18 protein-coding genes and 1 pseudogene are annotated in these 21,548 nt (G+C 50.5%); 11 read left to right on the forward strand and 8 right to left on the reverse strand.

The window, feature by feature from the left end; genetic code table 11:
- Positions 1-180: 180 nt before the first annotated feature.
- The 5 genes from iaaA to gsiD are packed head-to-tail and all read left to right on the forward strand — an operon-like array spanning position 181 to position 6,440.
- Positions 181-1,119, forward strand: a complete 939-nt coding sequence (iaaA, locus tag HV346_RS06925; protein ID WP_181622795.1) for a beta-aspartyl-peptidase — start codon at positions 181-183, stop codon at positions 1,117-1,119.
- Positions 1,120-1,130: 11 nt separating this feature from the next.
- Complete coding sequence (gene gsiA / locus HV346_RS06930) at positions 1,131-2,996, forward strand: glutathione ABC transporter ATP-binding protein GsiA (protein WP_181622796.1); 1,866 nt, start codon at positions 1,131-1,133, stop codon at positions 2,994-2,996.
- 23 nt (positions 2,997-3,019) lie between these two features.
- Positions 3,020-4,558: a glutathione ABC transporter substrate-binding protein GsiB gene (gene gsiB / locus HV346_RS06935; RefSeq protein WP_181622797.1), complete on the forward strand. Its 1,539-nt coding sequence runs from the start codon at positions 3,020-3,022 to the stop codon at positions 4,556-4,558.
- Positions 4,559-4,606: 48 nt separating this feature from the next.
- Positions 4,607-5,527, forward strand: a complete 921-nt coding sequence (gsiC, locus tag HV346_RS06940; RefSeq protein WP_181622798.1) for a glutathione ABC transporter permease GsiC — start codon at positions 4,607-4,609, stop codon at positions 5,525-5,527.
- A 1-nt stretch (position 5,528) separates the two neighbouring features.
- Complete coding sequence (gene gsiD, locus HV346_RS06945; RefSeq protein ID WP_181622799.1) at positions 5,529-6,440, forward strand: glutathione ABC transporter permease GsiD; 912 nt, start codon at positions 5,529-5,531, stop codon at positions 6,438-6,440.
- 56 nt (positions 6,441-6,496) lie between these two features.
- Here the strand turns inward: gsiD and rimO are convergent, their stop codons facing one another.
- Positions 6,497-7,831, reverse strand: coding sequence for a 30S ribosomal protein S12 methylthiotransferase RimO (gene rimO / locus HV346_RS06950; protein ID WP_181622800.1), 1,335 nt, complete (start codon positions 7,829-7,831; stop codon positions 6,497-6,499).
- A 251-nt stretch (positions 7,832-8,082) separates the two neighbouring features.
- Entirely contained in the window at positions 8,083-8,664 is a 582-nt protein-coding gene (locus HV346_RS06955; protein ID WP_181622801.1) for a hypothetical protein, read from the reverse strand.
- Between the two features lie 158 nt (positions 8,665-8,822).
- Between HV346_RS06955 and HV346_RS06960 the strand changes: the two genes are divergently transcribed.
- The 5 genes and pseudogenes from HV346_RS06960 to HV346_RS06980 form a co-directional block, all read left to right on the forward strand.
- On the forward strand, positions 8,823-9,032 hold the full coding sequence (locus tag HV346_RS06960) for a hypothetical protein (RefSeq protein WP_181622802.1): 210 nt from the start codon (positions 8,823-8,825) through the stop codon (positions 9,030-9,032).
- Between the two features lie 92 nt (positions 9,033-9,124).
- Complete coding sequence (locus HV346_RS06965) at positions 9,125-9,643, forward strand: PAAR domain-containing protein (RefSeq protein WP_181622803.1); 519 nt, start codon at positions 9,125-9,127, stop codon at positions 9,641-9,643.
- A gap of 18 nt (positions 9,644-9,661) precedes the next feature.
- Positions 9,662-11,110: a PAAR domain-containing protein gene (locus HV346_RS06970; RefSeq protein WP_181622804.1), complete on the forward strand. Its 1,449-nt coding sequence runs from the start codon at positions 9,662-9,664 to the stop codon at positions 11,108-11,110.
- Entirely contained in the window at positions 11,103-11,510 is a 408-nt protein-coding gene (locus tag HV346_RS06975; protein ID WP_181622805.1) for a hypothetical protein, read from the forward strand. The genes HV346_RS06970 and HV346_RS06975 overlap by 8 nt, the downstream gene beginning before the upstream one ends.
- Positions 11,511-11,877: 367 nt before the next feature.
- Positions 11,878-12,196, forward strand: a pseudogene (locus HV346_RS06980) (transposase); the annotation flags it as partial.
- A gap of 254 nt (positions 12,197-12,450) precedes the next feature.
- On the opposite strand, the gene HV346_RS06985 reads toward HV346_RS06980, so the two are convergent.
- From HV346_RS06985 to HV346_RS07010, 6 genes are all read right to left on the reverse strand, one after another.
- The gene (locus tag HV346_RS06985; RefSeq protein ID WP_181622806.1) at positions 12,451-13,119 is read right to left on the reverse strand and encodes a hypothetical protein; all 669 of its coding nucleotides are present in this window, start codon (positions 13,117-13,119) and stop codon (positions 12,451-12,453) included.
- Positions 13,120-13,664: 545 nt separating this feature from the next.
- Positions 13,665-15,773: a dynamin family protein gene (locus HV346_RS06990; RefSeq protein ID WP_181622807.1), complete on the reverse strand. Its 2,109-nt coding sequence runs from the start codon at positions 15,771-15,773 to the stop codon at positions 13,665-13,667.
- The gene (locus tag HV346_RS06995; protein WP_181622808.1) at positions 15,770-16,750 is read right to left on the reverse strand and encodes a hypothetical protein; all 981 of its coding nucleotides are present in this window, start codon (positions 16,748-16,750) and stop codon (positions 15,770-15,772) included. The genes HV346_RS06990 and HV346_RS06995 overlap by 4 nt, the downstream gene beginning before the upstream one ends.
- On the reverse strand, positions 16,743-17,567 hold the full coding sequence (locus HV346_RS07000) for a hypothetical protein (protein ID WP_181622809.1): 825 nt from the start codon (positions 17,565-17,567) through the stop codon (positions 16,743-16,745). Before HV346_RS07000 ends, HV346_RS06995 begins: the two co-directional genes overlap by 8 nt.
- A gap of 23 nt (positions 17,568-17,590) precedes the next feature.
- Complete coding sequence (locus HV346_RS07005) at positions 17,591-19,204, reverse strand: dynamin family protein (protein ID WP_181622810.1); 1,614 nt, start codon at positions 19,202-19,204, stop codon at positions 17,591-17,593.
- On the reverse strand, positions 19,197-20,858 hold the full coding sequence (locus HV346_RS07010) for a dynamin family protein (protein ID WP_181622811.1): 1,662 nt from the start codon (positions 20,856-20,858) through the stop codon (positions 19,197-19,199). Before HV346_RS07010 ends, HV346_RS07005 begins: the two co-directional genes overlap by 8 nt.
- 295 nt (positions 20,859-21,153) lie before the next feature.
- Between HV346_RS07010 and bssR the strand changes: the two genes are divergently transcribed.
- A complete protein-coding gene (gene bssR / locus HV346_RS07015; protein ID WP_181622812.1) occupies positions 21,154-21,537 on the forward strand; it encodes a biofilm formation regulator BssR in 384 nt (127 codons plus the stop codon).
- Positions 21,538-21,548: the final 11 nt, after the last annotated feature.

Genomic DNA, 21,548 nt, shown 5'->3' on the forward strand with positions numbered 1-21,548 from the left:
CTGCGGGATAACAACGAAAGCGCCCATTATGGCAGAAAAGTGCCACTAACTGTATGACCCCATGGGCTTAGCCTTTACATCGCAGTTGCGTCTTTCTATATTCAAAAATCATCTGAAGTTTCATCGACGATAATGATATTTATAGAAAAAGCAGCAAGTCAGGCTGATGGGTGATGTGAAATGGTCAATGCGGTAATCGCAATTCATGGCGGGGCCGGGGCAATCACCCGTGCGCAGCTCAGTCCGGAGCAGGAAAAGCGTTATATTGACGCGCTTTATACCATTGTGGAGACCGGCCAGCGCATGCTGGAAGCTGGCGAGAGCGCGCTGGATGTTGTTACCGAGGCGGTACGTCTGCTGGAAGAGTGCCCGCTTTTTAATGCCGGTATCGGTTCCGTGTTTACCCGCGATGAAACACACGAACTGGATGCATGTGTGATGGACGGAGCAAGCCTGAAGGCGGGAGCTGTCGCCGGAGTGAGTCATCTGCGTAATCCCGTTCTTGCTGCGCGACAGGTCATGGAACACAGTCCCCATGTCCTGCTGACAGGTGCAGGTGCAGAGCAATTCGCTTTTGAACAAGGAATGGAATCGGTATCGCCGGAGATATTTTCCACGCCTGAACGTTATCAGCAGTTGCTGGAGGCGCGTTCAGCCGGCGTGACTCGCCTGGATCACGCCGCTCCGCTGGATGAACGCAGCAAAATGGGCACGGTCGGTGCAGTTGCCCTCGATAAAGCGGGCAACCTGGCGGCGGCAACCTCGACGGGCGGAATGACCAATAAATTGCCGGGACGGGTTGGCGATAGCCCACTACCCGGAGCGGGATGCTACGCCAACAATGCGACGGCGGCTGTCTCCTGTACCGGAACGGGCGAAGTGTTTATTCGGGCTCTCGCCGCTTATGACATTACCGCGCTGATGGATTACGGCGGGTTAAGCCTTGCCGAGGCCTGTGAGCGTGTGGTGATGGAAAAATTGCCCGCTCTGGGGGGGCGCGGGGGATTAATTGCCGTCGATCACGAAGGAAACGTGGCGTTGCCCTTTAACAGCGAAGGAATGTACCGCGCCTGGGGGTATGCCGGGGATGAACCCAGCACAGGAATTTATCGTGAATAAGGGGGTACAACGTGCCGCACAGTGAGGAACTGGACAGCCGGGAAGTTCTGGCGGTTCATCAGCTGAATATTGCGTTTCAGGAAGAGCGGCAGTTCATCCCCGCAGTAAAAAATCTGTCGTTTTCGCTTAACCGTGGAGAGACGCTGGCGATTGTGGGGGAATCTGGTTCTGGGAAATCGGTCACGGCGCTGTCGTTAATGCGTCTGATTGAGCAGGCGGGTGGTAAGGTCAGCTGCGACAGCATGCTGCTGCGTCGACGTAACCAGCAGGTGATTGATTTATCTGAGCTTAGCTCGTCGCAAATGCAGGGCGTGCGTGGCGCGGACATCGCAATGATTTTCCAGGAGCCGATGACCTCGTTAAATCCGGTTTTTCCGGTGGGTGAGCAGATTGCCGAGTCCATCCGTTTACACCAGGGATTGAACGGTGATGAAGCACTGCTTGAAGCAAAACGCATGCTTGAACGCGTACGTATTCCCGAAGCGCAGGCCATGCTGTCACGATACCCGCACCAGCTTTCCGGCGGTATGCGCCAGAGAGTCATGATTGCGATGGCGTTATCGTGCCGCCCTGCGGTGCTTATCGCCGACGAACCGACGACCGCACTGGATGTCACGATTCAGGCTCAGATCCTGCAACTGATCAAAGTACTCCAGCAGGAAATGGACATGGGGGTGATCTTTATCACCCATGACATGGGCGTGGTAGCGGACATTGCGGACAGCGTGCTGGTGATGTATCAGGGCGAAGCGGTAGAAATGGGCAGCGTAGAGCAAATCTTTCATGCGCCAGTTCACCCTTATACTCAGGCGCTACTCGCCGCTGTGCCGCGCCTGGGCGAGATGAAAGGGAGCGATCTTCCGCGACGTTTTCCGTTGGTTTGCCAGGCTTCCCCTGAACGCCAGTACGCAGAACAAGATACCGTCGTTGCGGGTGAACCGATCCTTCAGGTCCGCGGTCTGGTGACCCGTTTTCCCCTGCGCAGTGGGCTCTTTAATCGTGTGAAGCGCGAAGTCCATGCGGTTGAGAATGTCAGTTTTGATTTATGGCCTGGTGAAACGCTGGCGCTGGTGGGGGAATCGGGTTGCGGTAAATCCACCACCGGGCGAGCCTTGCTCAGGCTGGTGGGATCCCAGGAGGGGAGTATTACCTTCAATGGCGAGCGTATCGATACCCTTGCACCCGGCAAGTTGCAGCCGTTACGACGAGATATTCAGTTTATTTTTCAGGATCCGTATGCCTCCCTCGATCCTCGTCAAACGGTAGGGTATTCGATCATGGAACCGTTGCGGGTTCATAACCTGCTCCACGGTGACGCGGCTCAGCGGCGTGTAGCGTGGTTGCTGGAGCGTGTAGGGTTACTGCCTGAACATGCCTGGCGTTATCCGCACGAGTTTTCTGGTGGTCAGCGTCAGCGTATCTGCATTGCCCGGGCGCTGGCGCTGAATCCGAAAGTGGTGATCGCCGATGAATCTGTCTCGGCGCTGGATGTCTCCATCCGGGCACAGATTATCAACTTACTGCTCGATTTACAGCGGGATATGGGTATCGCCTTCTTGTTTATCTCCCACGATATGGCGGTGGTGGAGCGCATCAGTCATCGCGTGGCGGTGATGCTGATGGGTCAGATTGTTGAGATTGGCCCCCGCAGAGCGGTGTTTGAAAACCCGCAACATCCGTACACGCGCAAGCTGATGGCGGCAGTGCCGGTTGCTGATCCTTCACATCGCCACGGGCAGCGTGTGTTACTGCAAGATGAGATGCCAGGCAATATTCGTAAACGGGGTGAGTCGATGGAGCGTGTCACGCTTCGTGAAGTTGGCCCCGGTCATTTCGTTGCACCGCCGCGTCAGGACAATGCATTCTCGCGGTTATAACTTACAACAGGCAGGAGAACACAATGGTTAAATTTGTTGCTCGTACATGGCTGTTAGCCGCGAGCGTGACGGCAGCCCTGACCGCAGCACCCGCGTTCGCTGCCAAAGATGTGGTGGTTGCCGTGGGGTCCAACTTCACGACACTGGACCCCTACGATGCCAATGACACTCTGTCGCAGGCTGTGGCTAAATCTTTCTATCAGGGTTTATTCGGGCTCGACAAAGAGATGAAGCTGAAGAATGTCCTCGCTGAGAGCTACACGATATCGGACGACGGGCGTGTGTATACCATCAAACTCAGAACCGGTGTGAAGTTCCAGGACGGGACGGATTTCAATGCCGAAGCGGTAAAAGTTAACCTTGATCGCGCCAGTAACCCGGAAAACAGCCTCAAGCGCTATAACCTGTACAAAACCATTGCCAGTACCGAGGTGGTTGACCCGTCGACGGTGAAAATTACCCTGAAAGAGCCGTTCTCAGCGTTCATTAATATCCTGGCGCATCCGGCAACGGCGATGATCTCGCCTGCTGCACTCAAAAAATATGGCAAAGAGATTGGTTTTCACCCGGTGGGAACAGGGCCATATGAACTATTGACCTGGAATCAGACCGATTTTGTGAAGGTGCAGAAATTCGCCGGGTACTGGCAGAAGGGGTTGCCAAAGCTGGACACGATTACATGGCGTCCGGTCGTGGATAACAATACCCGTGCCGCGATGCTGCAAACGGGTGAAGCGCAGTTTGCGTTCCCGGTCCCGTATGAGCAAGCCGCGATTCTGGAGAAAAACAGCAAGCTTGAGCTGGTGGCCAGCCCGTCGATCATGCAGCGCTATATCAGCATGAATGTCACGCAAAAGCCGTTTGATAACCCAAAAGTGCGTGAGGCGATAAACTACGCCATCAACCGCCAGGCGTTAGTGAAAGTGGCGTTTGCCGGTTACGCAACGCCAGCCACGGGCGTATTGCCGCCAGCCATTGCTTATGCGCAAAGCTATCAGCCGTGGCCGTACGATCCCGCTAAAGCGAGAGCGTTGTTAAAAGAGGCCGGTTTCCCGAACGGTTTCAGCACCACACTCTGGTCGTCGCATAATCACAGCACTGCGCAAAAGGTGCTGCAGTTCACCCAGCAGCAGCTGGCGCAGGTAGGAATTAAAGCACAGGTGACGGCGATGGATGCCGGACAACGTGCGGCTGAGGTGGAAGGCAAAGGACAGAAAGAGAGCGGTGTGAGAATGTTCTACACCGGCTGGTCGGCTTCAACCGGTGAAGCCGACTGGGCGTTGTCGCCGCTGTTTGCCTCCCAGAACTGGCCGCCGACGTTGTTTAACACCGCGTTTTACAGTAATCCGCAGGTAGATAAAGACCTTGCCGATGCCCTGAAAACCACAAAACCTGAAGAGAAAGCGCGCCTCTATAAAGACGCGCAGGATATCATCTGGAAAGAGTCGCCGTGGGTTCCGCTGGTGGTGGAAAAACTGGTGTCAGCCCATAACAAGGCGCTGACCGGGTTCTACATCATGCCGGATACGGGCTTTAGTTTTGATGACGCTGATTTGAAATAAGAAAACTCACTCCCGCAGGCGGCGGTCTGCGGGATGAGAGGGAAAGGCATGCTGAATTATGTTTTTAAACGCCTGCTGGGGCTAATTCCTACGCTGCTCATTGTGGCGGTGCTGGTGTTTTTGTTTGTCCATTTGCTGCCGGGCGATCCGGCCAGATTAATCGCAGGGCCAGAAGCTGATGCGTCAGTGATTGAGCTGGTCCGTAAACAGCTGGGTCTTGATCAGCCACTTTATAAGCAGTTCTTGCATTATATCGGGAACGTTTTGCAGGGGGATTTTGGAACCTCGATGGTGTCGCGTCGTCCGGTCTCCGAAGAAATTGCCAGCCGCTTTATGCCGACGTTTTGGTTAACGATTGCCAGCATGAGCTGGGCGGTGCTGTTTGGCCTTGCCGCCGGGATTGTCGCGGCCGTCTGGCGAAATCGCTGGCCGGATAAGCTGGGTATGGCGCTTGCTGTGACGGGGATTTCGTTTCCGGCGTTTGCATTGGGAATGTTGCTGATGCAGATCTTCTCCGTTGAGTTGGGCTGGCTGCCTACGGTCGGGGCTGATACCTGGAAGCACTATATTCTGCCCTCATTGACCCTGGGGGCGGCCGTGGCTGCGGTGATGGCGCGCTTTACCCGCGCGTCGTTTGTTGACGTTCTGAGTGAGGATTATATCCGCACAGCCCGGGCAAAAGGGGTCAGCGAAAAATGGGTCGTGCTTAAACATGGTTTTCGTAATGCCATGATCCCGGTGGTGACAATGATGGGGCTGCAGTTTGGCTTTCTGTTGGGCGGCTCGATTGTGGTGGAAAAAGTGTTTAACTGGCCAGGTCTGGGGCGTCTGCTGGTGGATTCGGTCGACATGCGTGACTATCCGGTCATTCAGGCTGAAGTCCTGCTTTTCTCTCTGGAGTTTATTCTTATTAACTTAGTGGTGGACGTGCTCTATGCCGCCATTAACCCGGCTATCAGGTATAAGTAAGATGCGATTGTTGAACTGGCGTCGTCAGGCCATTTTAAACGCTATGCCGGGGCTAAAGCCGGACCATATACGAACCCCGTGGTTTGAATTCTGGCGACGGTTCCGCCGCCAGCCCGTCGCGATGACAGCGGCGCTGTTTGTGTTGCTGTTGATCCTGGTGGCGATCCTGGCCCCGTGGATCGCCCCATTTGATGCGGAAAACTACTTTGACTATGACCGCCTGAACGACGGGCCTTCAATGCTGCACTGGTTTGGCGTGGACTCCCTCGGGCGCGATATTTTTAGCCGTGTGCTGGTGGGGGCGCGGATATCGCTGGCGGCAGGGGTCTTTGCCGTATTGATTGGCGCGGCGATAGGGACGGTACTCGGTCTGCTGGCAGGGTATTACGAAGGCTGGTGGGACAGGCTCATTATGCGGATCTGCGATGTACTCTTCGCGTTTCCCGGCATTTTGCTGGCGATTGCGGTCGTCGCCATTATGGGGAGTGGCATGGCGAATGTGATCATCGCTGTAGCGGTCTTCTCTATTCCCGCCTTTGCCCGTCTGGTGCGCGGAAATACGCTGGTGCTCAAACAACAGACCTTTATTGAATCGGCCCGCAGTATGGGAGCAAATGACGCAACGATCCTGTTCAGCCATATATTGCCGGGCACAGTTTCGTCCATCGTGGTCTATTTCACGATGCGTATTGGGGTGTCGATTATCTCTGCGGCAAGTCTGTCGTTTCTGGGATTAGGTGCGCAACCGCCGACGCCGGAGTGGGGGGCGATGCTCAACGAGGCAAGGGCAGATATGGTGATAGCCCCGCATGTGGCGTTATTTCCGAGTCTGGCCATTTTCCTGACCGTGCTGGCATTTAACCTGCTTGGCGATGGGCTTCGCGATGCGCTTGATCCGAGGATTAAGGGATAAAAGAGGTCACTGGAATTCCCTCTCCCCTTGGGGGAGAGGGTTAGGGTGAAGGGGAATTAAACCCGGCTACCCCACAGGTCATACTCGTCAGCGTTTTCAACTTTCACGCGCACGATATCACCCGGTTTTACGTTCGTTTCACCGTTCAAGTACACCGCGCCATCGATTTCCGGGGCATCCGCCATACTGCGGCCAATTGCGCCTTCTTCGTCCACTTCGTCGATGATCACCAGGATCTCGCGGCCCACTTTTTCCTGTAAACGCTCCGCAGAGATCTGCTGTTGTAGCTGCATAAAGCGATTCCAGCGCTCTTCTTTGACCTCTTCCGGAACCTGGTCTGCCAGTTCGTTTGCTGTTGCACCGTCTACCGGGCTGTACTTGAAGCAGCCGACGCGATCCAGACGCGCTTCAGTCAGGAAGTCGAGCAGCATCTGGAAGTCTTCTTCGGTTTCACCAGGGAAGCCGACAATAAAGGTGGAACGCAGGGTCAGTTCCGGGCAGATCTCACGCCACTGTTTGATGCGTGCCAGCTGGCGGTCAACGGAGCCTGGGCGTTTCATCAGTTTCAGAATACGCGGGCTGGCGTGCTGCAGCGGGATATCCAGATAGGGCAGGATTTTGCCTTCCGCCATCAACGGAATGACATCATCAACGTGCGGATAGGGATACACATAGTGCAGACGCGTCCAGATACCCAGTTTCGCGAGTTGCTCACACAGACCGACCATGCTGGTTTTCACTGGTTCGCCATTATGGAAACCAGAGCGATGTTTCACATCCACGCCGTAGGCAGACGTATCCTGAGAAATGACCAGCAGCTCTTTCACGCCAGCATCAGCCAGACGTTTCGCTTCCGCCAGAACTTCGCCAACAGGACGGCTAACGAGATCGCCGCGCATGGACGGGATGATGCAGAAGGTGCAGCGATGGTTGCAGCCTTCAGATATTTTTAAATACGCATAGTGGCGTGGCGTCAGTTTTACACCCTGTTCAGGCACTAAGCTCAGGAACGGATTGTGCTTTGGTTTTGGCACATAGTGGTGTACGTGTTCCAGCACCTGCTCGTAACTGTGGGGGCCGGTAATTTCCAGTACCTTCGGGTGAACTTCACGAATTTGATCGACTTTCGCACCCAGACAGCCTGTGACGATCACCTTGCCGTTCTCCGTCAGCGCTTCACCGATAGCTTCCAGGGACTCCTGTACCGCGCTGTCGATAAAACCGCAGGTGTTGACGATCACCATGTCGGCGTTGTCGTAGCTTGGGACCACGTCATAACCTTCAGTGCGAAGTTCGGTCAGGATGCGTTCAGAATCCACCAGGTTTTTCGGGCAGCCTAAAGATATAAATCCTACTTTCGGTTGACTAGTAGGTGTTTTAGTATGGGACATGTAGATTTACTCACATTGGATCAATGGCGCGGGATTTTAATGTCATCTAAGCAAAAATTATACAGCTACTCCCACAGATATTTGGTAAAGATTTGGCGTGGCTATTACGAGCGGAGGAAATCCGTTAGGTCGTGCTGAGAATGCGACTGTGATATTTGCGCCGCTGACAGTATGCAAGGTGGGGGGGCTTCTTAAGTTTGTGCGCCGGGGGAGTTGGGTAGGATTTGGGGGAATTTCTTCCCCCTGTTTTGTCAATCAAGCAGATTACTCAATGGTGCCAACGTCACATAAATATAATTGCCGTCACGTTCCTCGATGGTGATCGGAATGTCTACCCCATTCGAAAGCACTGCCTTTGCGCGATAATGCTTATCTGAAACCTTCTTTACGTCCTCTACGGCAAGACATTGAACATCACTGTTTTTGTCTTTGAATATCGAGGTGGTGATCTCACAGGCCGATGTCTTTAGGGCTTCGTTATCATCGATGGTTGTGCTGATAAAAATACAGCCCAGCGTAATCGCGATGAAAGCTACCAGCCAGCGCCATTTTTTCATCCCAGCGTCTCTGGCGCGAGCGTATACATAGATGGGGGGCAAAATAACAATCCCCAGCGCAGATCCCACGATATGAGTTTCGGACTCAACTCCAGACCGCACCAACGCCCGTTGGTCAAAAACAGCACAGAACAACAAAGCCGCATACAACGCAGCATATGCCGCCTTTTCGTGCATCGTGAAGTAAAAGGCTATAGGGAACACCACCGGCGCTGCCATGTAGAAATAGAAGTACAGATTCTTTTTTTTCAGTTGATTAGTGGTCAAAGCCGTCATCCTTTCATGCTGTTAGGTCGAAGTTTCAGACACTCACTTTAACCAGTTTTATGAATTATTTAGATCTTATCGATTATTTTTATCGATCGATGTGGTTAAAATATTTTCATGCTGCCATTCACACCGAGCCAGCACTGATAACAAAGAGGAGATGAAAAATGAAAGGCTATACAGCGATATTTTGCGGTTTAATGGTGGCCTTCAACGCCAGCGCCGGACGCATAACCATGAGCAACCCGGAGCAGACAACCACGGCGAATGGGCAGACCTTATGTGTTTACTCCAACAGCATCTACACCTTTACCTACCTTACGAAATCGAAGCACTGTCCATACAGCAAGACCTTTGATGCTGAAAATAGCGAATGAACACATTCACCATGTGAATAATTTGAAATGGAGTTTCATTTTATGAAAAGCCACTACCTGAGCATGGCCGCTATTTGTACAATGGATTACGTATGAAGATAAATTCACAACACGCAGAGGGACTTATGCAGCAATACACCAATGAACTTACTCCATCAGTGCTCACATCATTCAAGAATCCATTCAGTGCAGAACAACTGGCAAACGCAGACGAAGAACAACGTCAGATTTTCAAATCTCATGTTGAAGAAATGAAAGACCGTTCTTTAGTCGCAATCTGGCGCTTTGCCACTGCGGGATCACTCACCCGAAACGGCGGAAGGATTGATAAAGCCAGCGCCAACGACTCATTTACTCTTAACGATGGGAGCGAGGTTAATCGGGCAATGGTTGGCGACTACGTTGTTTATCCTGACGGAACACGCGCAAGGATCATCAACGGCTCGGGATCAGTCAATACCAACGGGAATGGCGTTTCTTTTGCCCTGGTAGGAAGCCAGCTTGATAACGGTGATATGATCATTAGCACCCCACAAGATTATGCTCTCCTGTGCCAGTTAGACAATAGCTCTACAATGCCAGCCGATTTTCTTGCACCAGCGGCACTCTAAAAATAAGGAATGCAGAAAATGGCTACAGGCTTTTGGATAGTACAGGGCGATAAAACAACATGCGGGGGATCTGTACTGACCGGACACCCGAAAGGAAAGAAGATTGGCCCGAATCAAAACAGACAAGCAACAGTAGGCTGCCAGGTATCCTGTGGTAAACACCCTGGTAAATACAGCGTGGTAGGTGGATACCCCGGCGAGAGTATTCACGGGCAGTTGGCCGCCAGCACGCTCTACAGCCGTTCGACTTGTCCCTGTAAGGCTTTCTTCATCGCTACCCATACTTTTATGCGACATGGTCCTTACCAGGCCCCAGTAAAAGCAACATCTGCACCTGTGGCAACGACAGCAGTATCTGAACCAGTTCAAGAACCAGAGCAACACGCACAGGCAGCTAAAAAGCATGTGCAGGAACAACCAAAGCCGCAGGAAGTAAAACGTGAACCTGTAGACGCTGGCTTTTGTGTCCTCCCCTATGGGGCCGAAACTGGAGCCTATGAGCCGTGGCTATTCCAAAGTGAGCCGCCGCCAGGAACACGAGAACTTTACCGCGCTCTGAATGGTGCAGGTAAGGAATACAAGGCTGGTTCTATTCTGCTGGTAGTTGATCCTGATAAGCAGGACAGTGAACAAATCGCACATATGCAGGCTGCGAAACAACGTATTGATACAGCGTTAGCCCCATTATCGCACCAGCAAGCCAACTTTCTATACAAGCACAAAGACACCATTGAGATGTTCGCCGCCGCTGTTACGACAGCAAATGACGTTGCTGGATATTCAGGGCAAGCGACCGAAGCCGCGAAGGGGTATTTCCAACAAGTAGAAAAAATCCTTGTCGGGATAGAGAAAACCTATAAAAACCATTACATCACCAGTGGTACTCTGATAGGTGAACAGTTTTACGTTGAGCGGCGTCAGTTGTTAGATCAGCTTGATAGTGTTCTCAAGATGTTCATGAAACATCGCTTCATGTTCAATGAGTACGCCGATCTGAAAAGTGCCCTTGGCCTTTCCAGCCGTTCAATCACCCACCGCTGGAATGAAACAGGCGTTAGCGATATTGAAGGATACGCGACACACATTGAGAAGCTGGCAAAGTATGTGAAGCTCATGGAAACAGCCGGAAAGATTGGTCTCGGTCTATCCGCTCTGGATACCGCAGCGAAAATCACTGAAGCCTGCACCGTGGGCCGGGATTGTGCGAAGACCTCGTTTACCTCTATTGGGGAGTTTGCGGGTAGCTTAGCTGGGGGGGCTTTAGCAAGCAGAATTATCCAAAGCAGTGCAGCAAGTTCAATCTGCGCCGTAGTACTGGGAGCTGCAACCATAGAGGCCGGTGGTGCAGGTGCCTTGCTCTGCACGATCGGCGTAAGTGGTGGTATAGCATACGGGAGTGATAAAGCATTATCTGCGGTAGGAGAGTATTCTGGCGAGCTTTTATACAAGGTAAGCAGCAATGATTAATACTCCAGATAAAGTATTCCTCGTGGCTACTTGCCTTGGTACTGTGTTCATCATTGCCAGTATAATAGCCTCGCTTCTGAACAGGAAAAGATTTAAGGAGATCTGCCAGTTATACAAAGAGAAGTTCGGCAGCCTTCCTGATGCCGTAGTGCTATTCGAGAATGTTAACTCGCTTTATTACAAGGGAGCGTACGGCATAAAAACGCAGTTCATATTCATGCCGCTGTTGTGGAATAAAAGCTCTATATTGACCAAGAACGATGACAAAGACTTCATCCGGGGATTACCAAAAAGGATTATCAGGCCTTTCTATGTTGAAGCATTTCTTGGTCTAATCAGTATAGTATTTTTTGTCATTGCTGGGATTTTGATGCTGGCGATAAAACGCGGTTGGGTGTGAAAGGAGCGTCCATTATAGGGCTTTACTCTGCTACACAAACTGCGACACACGACAACCCCAGCGCTGTAGATGCCTGACGTATGGTTGAACGAAGCCGCCTTATCGGTCAGCTTTCACAACTTAAAGAAACCCTGCTTCGGCGGGGTTTTTGCTTTCTGAAGGGGGCTTAGTAGTTATATAGCGAATGTATTATTTTTGACTTTCGGGCAGCCCAGGGAGACAAAGCCGATTTTCGGCTGGTGCGTAACATTGCTCATAGGTTAAAAATTGTTCGATTTTTGGAATGGTCAGGGCGTGGATTCTACAGAGGTTGGGAGGAAATTTGTACTGAAGAATTGCAGGCTGTAGGGGATTTCGGTGTCAGTATCGGGGTTACCCCCTGAAACTGCAGATGGACAACGACCCTGAACTGGTCTTGCTTACGCTGGTACTGCGGGCAGAAGGACACGGAGTGATGCGGGAATTTATCAAACCGGGAAAGCCAAAGCAGAGTACCTTTATCGAACGATTTAACCGGACGTACCGGACAGAAATTCTGGATTTTTATCTGTTCAGAAGCCTGAATGAAGCGTGGGAAATTACAGAGCGCTGGTTGACGGAATTCAACAGTCAGCAGTCCTATGAATCCCTGAATACGTTGACATTGGAAGATAGCTGAAAAACCGGAAATCTCAAAAAGTGAGTGAAATTAAAACTGATGTGCTTCTTGTTCACCGAACAAGAGAGTAACGTAAGAAAGAATTTCACTGATTCATTCAGTATCTATCAGCACAAGTTAGCTTTTGAGGTTCGTATGGATTATGGCTTGTTAGCACGTATAAAAGTGAATTGACAGAAGGGTATATCAGTCAGTAAACAATGAAAGATGGTTTCACTTAAACTGCTAACCCTGATTATTTTCAACAGATGCTAGCAGTGTGTTAAATAATAACAGGTACTACTAATTAATCTTTTTTGAGTGTGATGTAACATCATGTGTAAAGATGTCGTAATAATGTGAACTGGAGAGTGTTCTTATTACTTTTACAGTCTCATCAAATTTATCATGGCTCAGTTTTAATTTATCATACAGATTTATACTGTCTGGTTTTATTTCGGAAATAATCTTCTGAATTTCATCTAAAGCATCTAAAAGGGTATTCATAGCGTTAGCCCCTTTCTCCGTCAAACCCACATTCCAATACTTTAGCATACTGGTTGCCATGGTTAAATTCATGCTAAACTGATCCATTTTATCTATTCCTTCTATAATCTTTTTTCTGTTATATTCTCCTAAATCAATATGTTTACTTTTTTCAGAACATCTTAACATTCGAACAATGTGCTTATATAAAGGATCAATAGATTCAAAAGAAGTTTCAATTAATTCAAGAATCTTTTCAGTTTGCTTGAATGCCTTTTCATTTATCTTATTATCAAGCCATTTTCTAACTTGAGATGCAGACCACAATGCCAGTGTAAATGTACACATCGCAACTAACGTTGCTACTCCTGGTGCTGTAATACGTTTGGGATCTTTAAATACTATCCAGTTAAATATGACAGTAACAACAATCCCAACAAAAAAACCAATCACGTGAGATAGGTTAAATCTATCTTTAGTTTTCATTTTAACGTTATCCATTCCTCAGTTTAATAGGGGAATATTACTATGGACAGTTTGAGAGAACAACTACACAAAGGCGTAGTTGTTGGTAATGGAGCGGAATCATACATCAATAGAATCATTCATAAATTCACTGAGTATAGCTATCTTTCTCGTGAAGATATGATTCAATACTTTTAATATTCCCCAGTATGTTATTATTCATTAATTTATTTTATCGCATTATTAATTAATATAATAATTTAAAATTCATTTGCAGTTTTAAACGTATATAAGTATTAAATTGTAGGGCAAGGTCGTTTTATAGGCTGGGCAGCAGTATTTTTATGGTGTTTAACATAATCATCATTATGGCCGCAGCGTTAACAAATATATATCTAGTAGAGTGGAGGGCATTATTCAGTAGTTATGATTTACTGGTATAGTCATGTAGGTAGATAAGGTTAAAGATCAAAGTCAATGGCATCTGTCTGTCAAACGCTCACCTCATCTGTGCGAGGCCGTATTCTTCGTTCCAATCACCGGGAGGAAGAATACGGCTGGTGTGATTAGGCCAGTTGGTTGAGCAGGTTACGATACCCGATGATCTCGGTCTCTTTACGCTGCAATCCGGCTTCGATTTCACTCACTTCAGCATTGAGGCTGTTACTGAGCTTATCCTGTAGCCCATTTTTTAACGTCTCAAGCTGGGTAAAGATGGCCTGCGACCCGGAAGACAGTTGTTGCGCCAGATCGTCAAACATGGAACCCAACGCACTATCCAGTATTTGCTGGAGCCGCTTTTTATCCTCTGGCGTTTTTACCTCTCCCTGGAAAGGGAACATCATCCGGGATTCATCGACGTTGAGCGTCAGTTCAGGCAGTTTCAAACCATAGATGGCACTTTCCAGCGCACTACGGAACACGGAGGCATCATACTTATCGCTGTCCGTATTCAGGTGTTTCACCAGTGACTGTCGCAGCTGTTTTTTTAATGCGCCCGGCTCAATCAGCGTATTGAAATGTTGGCGGATCTGGCTGGCACAGGTGCGGCTGTATTGACGAAGCTGTTCAACGGCATCCTGCGGGTTAAAGTACTGGTAAGACACTGAGGTTGTGCCATAGGCTGTGCGAGTCCTTCCCCAACTGAACGGGTTGTACCAGGAGGAGTCACTGACCTCGTAGGAATAACTCTCTTGTCGGATGCCGGTATGTGCTGTCAGATGGCGATGGCGAGAAATGTCTTCAGCCAATTGCGAAGAAATCTGACCTGTCTGCTTACGTGCTGCAAAAATGGCATCGCCAATAATTGAACGTAGTTCTGCGGCGATCCCTTCCAGCCGCTGCTGACACTGGGACTGTTGTTGTCTCAGGCTCTGGAGATCCTGCGTTTCCAGCGTAGTAATGCGGGAAGTGATTCTCCCGGTCAACCGGGCCAGCAGACTCTCGAATTGCACTTCACTCTCGCGGGTAAAGCTTTCGCGCTGCTGGGTCAGTATTGGCAAGCGGTCATGACGAGCCTGCTGCCAGGCCCCACGCAATGTCTCGACGTTAGCAATACGCCCCCAGTCCTGTTGGCTGAACATGTCCGGCCAACACTCTTGCGCCATTGCCTGTAACTCGCCATGAATGTGGTGCATGCTGCTGCTCCATTTGTCCGTCGGCCAGTGCGCGAAGCCCCATGCGAAGGTACTGGCAAAGACCGGTTGCGCCAGGTATTCAAGAATAACGGCCCGTGCCTCATTGCCGTTTTCTCGTTGAAAGGCAACGAGTTGCTCCGATTTTTGCTGAGCAATACGTTGCAGGCGTTTATGGATATTCTCTTCAGTTTCCGCCAGAGAAGCACGATCGTAGCCGTCATCCAGAATCACGGAATCATATTGGCCAGCAACCAGCACCAGACGTTTCACCCCTTTACCGGGCAACTGCTCGCCAAGCAGGCGGATATCGGCGTCATCAAGGAACTGGCTACAGCGAGAAAGGAAAAACACCACATCACAATTCGCCATGTAATCACGCGTTTTTTGTGAACGGCTCTGCACCGGGTCGTTCATCCCTGGTGTATCCACCACTTCAAACCCTTTCAGCGCTTCGTCCGGAAGCGTCAGTACGGTGGATTTTACCAGTGCGGTGTATCTCCCATCGTTGCCCGTAAACTGATTTAACAGGCCTTGTAGCTCGCTGATGTCACGGGCGTTAATCACCTCTGTCTGATCCTTGAGGTTTGCCACTTTTTGCCAGTGTTCGGTGAGCGAAATATTGCTATCAGCAGACATTGCCAAAAGTTCGCAGGCCACTTTATGGCTGTCGCTATCCGATGGCTGTCGGGCCTGTTCGGCGATCTGCTGCCACTCCTGTTCGCTGTAATATTCGACCTGAAGGCTGTGCGTTTGACCGTAACCAATTCGGGTCAGGTTCGCGGTTTTAGGGGTGGCGGCTTCAGGCAGAATAGGGCGTCCATCAAACAGCAATGTGTTAAGAAAGGTGCTTTTCCCTGCTTTTACTTGACCCATAATGCCGATGTTGAGCGTCTGCTCATGATGTTGCCAGCGGGCCAGTTTTTGCGAGTAATCCTGAGCCAGCGTTTTTAACGCATCGTTTTCCGCGGTAAAGAGCTGCGGGAAATGCGCGCAGGCATCCAGAGCGCGTTGAATACGCTGTTGCAGAGTTGTGGTCATTGAGGTCCCTTTATAAAGCAGCTATCGCTGATTGAATGTTCAATCGCGTTATTTTTAAGAAACAGGTACACCTTCTCTGAAACACTCTTCAGGTTCGATCCTGGCATACTGAGTTTTTTTAATTTTTTCAGATGGCAGATCGAATCAGGAAGCCTGGAAATCTGTCCATATCCGCCTATGTTTATACCGCCAAGCGTCTGGGGTAATACATTTGAGTCCGGGAACTCGGTGATCTTGAAGGAATCAAAACCGAGCCAGTCCAGATTGACTAATAACGATAACCCGGCTGGAAATGGCGCGATGTTTTTCCAGGATGACGGGTAAAGATCGAGTGTGGTAATACCGGCGAGATCGGAGATGTTTTTCCGCAATGATATTTGTGAAACATCATTTTCCCTTGCCCACTCCTTGAGTTCGGAAAAGAGTTGATCTATGTAAGAGGTCAGGAATTCGTGCCAGACGGAGAGAGCATGAAGACCTAACGCGAGATGTCGTGGTTTTCTATTTTCAACGGGCAATCCGATAATCAGGCAGGTGAGATAAACGATGGTATCCATCTGCACCTCACCAATATTCAGCATTTGTGCCAGCGCCTCAAACAGGGTCACTTGCGATTGTGTGAGCGGGGCATTCACGCGGGAAAAAACCAGGCAGTCAAGCATAAAACAGTGGTTGCCACCGGCATCGCGCACGGTGTCGATCGCCTCCGCCAGCCCCTCCTGACTTAGCTTAACCGCCATCTGAAAGAGTTCGGCTTGTCGTCCTTCCATGTTGATGGTGGGGAGCCACAGTTGCAACATGCGCTGCTGATCTTCACCGATCGGCCCCTGGTTGAGCAGTACCATAAACAGCAGGGCACAATATTGCCGACGGGTATTTTCATCCTCGTCCGCGAGGGAGTGAGGAGAATAGGGGTTCTCTTTCAGACGCTGGCGATCCAGTTGCTGTAAAATCGCTAATGTTGAGATTTCACTCATGATAAGTCTCTATAAAAAAACTGTGCCAGGTATTGAAAGCCGGGGGCAGTTCAATAATGTCAAAAATAGCCTCGCCTTTTTTTCCGTACTCTTCGTTTTTACTTTTTTTGGCATCCATAAGGATGTCCATCACGAATCCGCTTTGATATAACGTCACTGAGCGACAAATTGTTTTTTCACCCAGAAAGTTAAATGCTGAGTCTGCGGTTAATTTGTGATTAAACGCGTACTTACCTTTTTTAAAGAATTGATGCGGATGAGGAATTGAACGCAAAAGATATCCGTTAGATGACGTGTTTATAGAGAGATATTTGACCTCTATGTTGGCAATATTTATCCGCTTCGTTATTTGCGTGAACAGTTTTGGCGGTGTTTTCACGCCCAGGAGTTTCATGCTCCAGAAATTAATTTGCAGGATCTGCTCTTCCGTCACGCCAGTCAGTTTTGCCAGCCAGGATAACCGTTCCACATGATGTGGTGTGAGTGGCCCGGCGAGGCGCTGTAAAACGGCAAAGTCAAACAGCAATGCCAGTCCCGACTGTTTCACGCTGCGTATGTTCTCTATGATACGCGTCAGCATAGCGGCATCCAGTTTGGCGGCTTGCTGAAGATAATGTGAAAGCGGGAAGGACGGGCCAATAGCCGGGAGAAGTAACAGCAACAGGCGCTGTTGAGCCTCGGTTAATGCTCCATTTTCCAGCAGCAAGGCTGCAAGAAGCGTTAAATAATCATCTTTAAATGCCGCTTCAGTTGATGAAATAAAATGGGCATCCAGCGGTTCGAGCGCGACTCTGGCCTCGGTAACGACTGTGTCCATGAGTCTGCGCGTTTTTTCCTGATTCACTCTTTTGCTCCTTTGTGCAGCGTTTGCAACGATGCATAGCGTGATGTCTCTCTTCGAAGCAACGTGTCCAGCCGGGTTAATGGCTCGTTGCCCATCAACGGCTGCCAGATATCCCTGTCATCCACTCTGTCGTGGCGTAGTAGCCGTTCACGGTTTTTTAGCGGCAGGTCTGTCATCAGCGGCTGCCAGGTTTCTCCGATCGCGAGGCTGTCCCGCCGCAGAAGCCGATCCATATGCTCCAGCGGAAAATCGCGGGTCAGCGGTCGCCACAGCTCCAGGTCTGGGTCGTGAGGCAGGGTTACGCCGGTTAGCGTTGCCAGCGATTGCAGCATACTTTGCAGATTCACCGCCGTGTATTGCAGCATAGACAGGCTTTCCGGCTCATCCAGCGGGATCGTCAGCCGATCGCCTATCTGCCTCAGATGGCGGAAGAACGTCTGCTGGATCTCCTTGAGCGATGCGCACACCTCTTCAAGTTGTTGGAGGTCATTTTTGCATTTGCGTTGCAGGCTCTGCAGGTCGGATTGCACGCCAGAATCATCACTCAGTGAGAGAATACGGTTGAACCTGCTCAGTTGCCTTTGTGCGTCCTGTCGCGCCTCGCCAAGGTAATTTTCGTAGGCCATAAACTGGCGTTTAAATTGCCGGGTAAAACCCGGATCACGATAAACATGATTCCACTGCTCCAGGTACTCCTGTAGTGGCGCGATAGACCAGGGTTGACGCGGACGCGTGGAGAACGGCAGTACATCAAGCACTTCAATACCGCGCTGAGTCACGGTTTGCCGAACCAGGTCGACAATTTTCCCGATGGTGTCTTCGGGGTGTTTATCGGCACGGCTGACAACAATCAATTTGGGGATATGCTTGTCGAGCGAGGCGAGAAACGCGATGTCATCTTCGGTGATCGTGCCCTTATCCGCAGGAACCAGCCAGATAATAAACTGTGCGCTGTTAAGCTGGCTGCGCGCAATACTGGCATCCGTGCGTAGGCTGGACTCTTCATCCGCTTTGCTGTAGCCCGGTGTATCCAGTAGCGCCAGGTTTGCCCAGTTGAAGCCGTTATGTGCCACCACAACGGATTTGAGCATCCGGCTCACCTGGCTGCCGTAACGTTCGCGCTCCTCATGGGTGAGCGTGCGAAACTGGCTGTGGCTTAAGGTGATGAGGCGGTTAAACAGATTGATCGCTTTCACTTCCGGCGTATCGTGCGTTCCTTGCACCAGATATGTTGGCAATGACGTTGTCGGGTCCACTTCTGTGACCAGGCATTTACGATCGCCCACCAGTGCATTAATCAATGATGATTTACCGGCGCTGAAGCTCCCGCCAAGGCCCACCACTACCTTGCCGGAAAGTACCGGATACTCGCAAAATTCCCGGAAACGCACCATTTCATAGCGCAGCGACCGAAGAATATCGGTGAAGGTTGGCGGGCTGCCGCGACGAGCAAGGTCTGGAAGCTCCTGTTCAATCAGGTGCTCCAGCGCAAGCAGTACGGCTTCGTCTTCCTTTGCTGCGCCGTTAGGGCGATCTTCACAGGCTTCACAGAGCAGGGCATAGCGATCGCGCAACACGGCTTCTTCCAGTGAGGCGAAAGCATCAGCCATGGTTATATACCTGCAACTGGGCCAGCATCTGTTTCAGCGCCATGCTGTCTGCTTGCCATGTTTGCTGGCGTTGGGCTTCGGCCGCTTTCTCGGTATGCAGAGCGCGCACCTTGAGATCCAGCGTTTGTTGCACTTTTGCCATCGCCTCATCCGTCGAACGGCTGATGGCCTGCATGACGTCATCGATGGTGTTGCTAAGCCCGCGGGCAATGTCGGGTGCGGCTTTTGAGCAGCATGACGGAATGACCGTATTAATCACGTGACGTCGGGCTTCTTCCTGCTGCTGGCGTTGAATCAGCTCCTGGCTGCCGCGCTGGAATAGCCCTTCCAGCGCTGAGATGATGAAGGGGGTTAAGAATTTGCCCATAGGGATACGGGTAATGAGCGTGATGGCGGCAGGCAGAATGTAAGCCAGCGTCATTTTGATAATCTCTGTGCCTGATTCATTGGACTTGAAACCATGCGCATAGGCCACGTCCTGCATCTGCAATTCTTCCTGAAGTTGCAACTGCCCCAGTTCTTTCTGGATAACGGGCTTGAGATAACGTTCAACACCCTGTGAATAAGACATGCGCAGGGCATGGCCAATCGTACCGCTGACGTCTTCACCATTAAGCAGTGCACGCGTGAGTGTATCGAGTTGACCATTCATGCGGCTGGCAAAATCATCCACAATAGCGCGTTCGGCCAGATTGCGTTGCTCATGCAGGCGGGTGGTGATTTGCTGAACGTCTTCCTGCATGCGTTGGTACTGTTCGGCAAGTAACTCTCGCTCGCTTTCAATTTCTTCCAGGGTCTGGTTATGGCCCTGAGAGAGTTGTTCAATTCGTATCAGAATATCGTTGATGCATTTCTGGACCGGAAGACCAATGGCCTGATGCCAGAACTGCTGCTGTAAAGGCAGAAGAACCGGGAGTGCCGTTGCCCATTCGGTCGCATTTCTGCGTTGTGTACGGCACACCGCAAGTAACGGTTTTTTCGCCAGTTTTTCAATCTGCGCCTGGACATGCGACACGACCGCCTCGACATCCTCCGGGCGCTTTTTATCGCATTTAGTGATCACAAGCATCATGGGCTTGTCATGTATGGCCAGTTCTTCAATGACCTTGCGCAGGCTCTCTTTCAGGACACCTTCATCCACGCTGACCACAACGCAGTAGGCGGCGCTGCGGTCGAGATAGTTATCGATCGCCAGAGAATGCTGGGTGATGCCGGATTCCCAGCCAGGCATATCGACCAGCGTCATACCGTTCAGCTTCGCAAGAATGGGGTTGGGCAGGGTAATGTCGACGACGTTATCCGGATCATGCTCGCCAAACTGCTGCGCTTTTAAGGCGTCACGACTTAACGGCAGAGGCATGGTGTTTTTGCGGCGCAGGGTAATTGACTCCTGAGGCGCAAAGTGCAATTCCGTGGGCAAACTGGTCTCTGGATCGATGGCGACCGATAGCAGGTTATCCTGTAATAAACTGTTGATCAGGGACGATTTACCGGCGCTAAATGCGCCAATCAGCGGCAGTCGTACGGAGAAGGTGCGTATGTTTTCCTGAATAATATCGAGATTTTCTATCGAAAATTCATATTGTTGCCAGTAAGCACGCAACGCGATCAGGTGGGTTTCAATAAGGGTGGCTTCTGTCTGTGGAGGCAACATATTTTTCCTTAAATAATCAGCAAGCGACTACGTTATTAACGGCACTTTCACAGGAAAATTAAGGTAAATATCTGATTACTTTCAGCTGACTTTCCTGCTAGCGAACCAGGGTCCACTCTACGCAGGCTGACTGACACAATATGTCGTTGCGCTCGGCTGGGCATTAAAATGCAGAGAAAGTTGTAACATTGTAAATAATGTTAATCAGTTACGTTTTATTGATCTCAGGCAGTGAATTGCACAAAAAATAACCTTATCCTGAATGGGCACAATGGCTGACAAGGGAGGAAATAGCATGTCCGTTGACAGACTGAAACGCGATCTGCTGAACAAGCTGATCAACGCCCGAATTGACCTTGCTGCTTATCTGCAACTGAGGAATGCAAAAGGGTATATGTCGGTCAGCGAAAGCGAACATCTGCGTGATAATTTCTTTGAACTGTGCAACTTCATGCGTGAAAAAGCACCCATCCTGAAAGCGGAGTACGGGGAAAGCGAGTTAATTGCGCTGCGCCGTGCCGCCGAGGTGCTGTCCGTTGCTGGAGTATGCCTGATGAATGGGCATCACGACTGCCCAACGTTTATCGCTGTTAACGCGGAGAAGCTTGAACACTGCCTGACGACAATGTCTCTTTGTATTATGTGTCTGAACGAGCACACGAAGCTCGAGCACATCTAAGCCCGGGGGAG

This window comes from Enterobacter sp. RHBSTW-00994 (genome assembly GCF_013782625.1).
In the GTDB taxonomy this organism is placed as follows: Bacteria; Pseudomonadota; Gammaproteobacteria; order Enterobacterales; family Enterobacteriaceae; genus Enterobacter.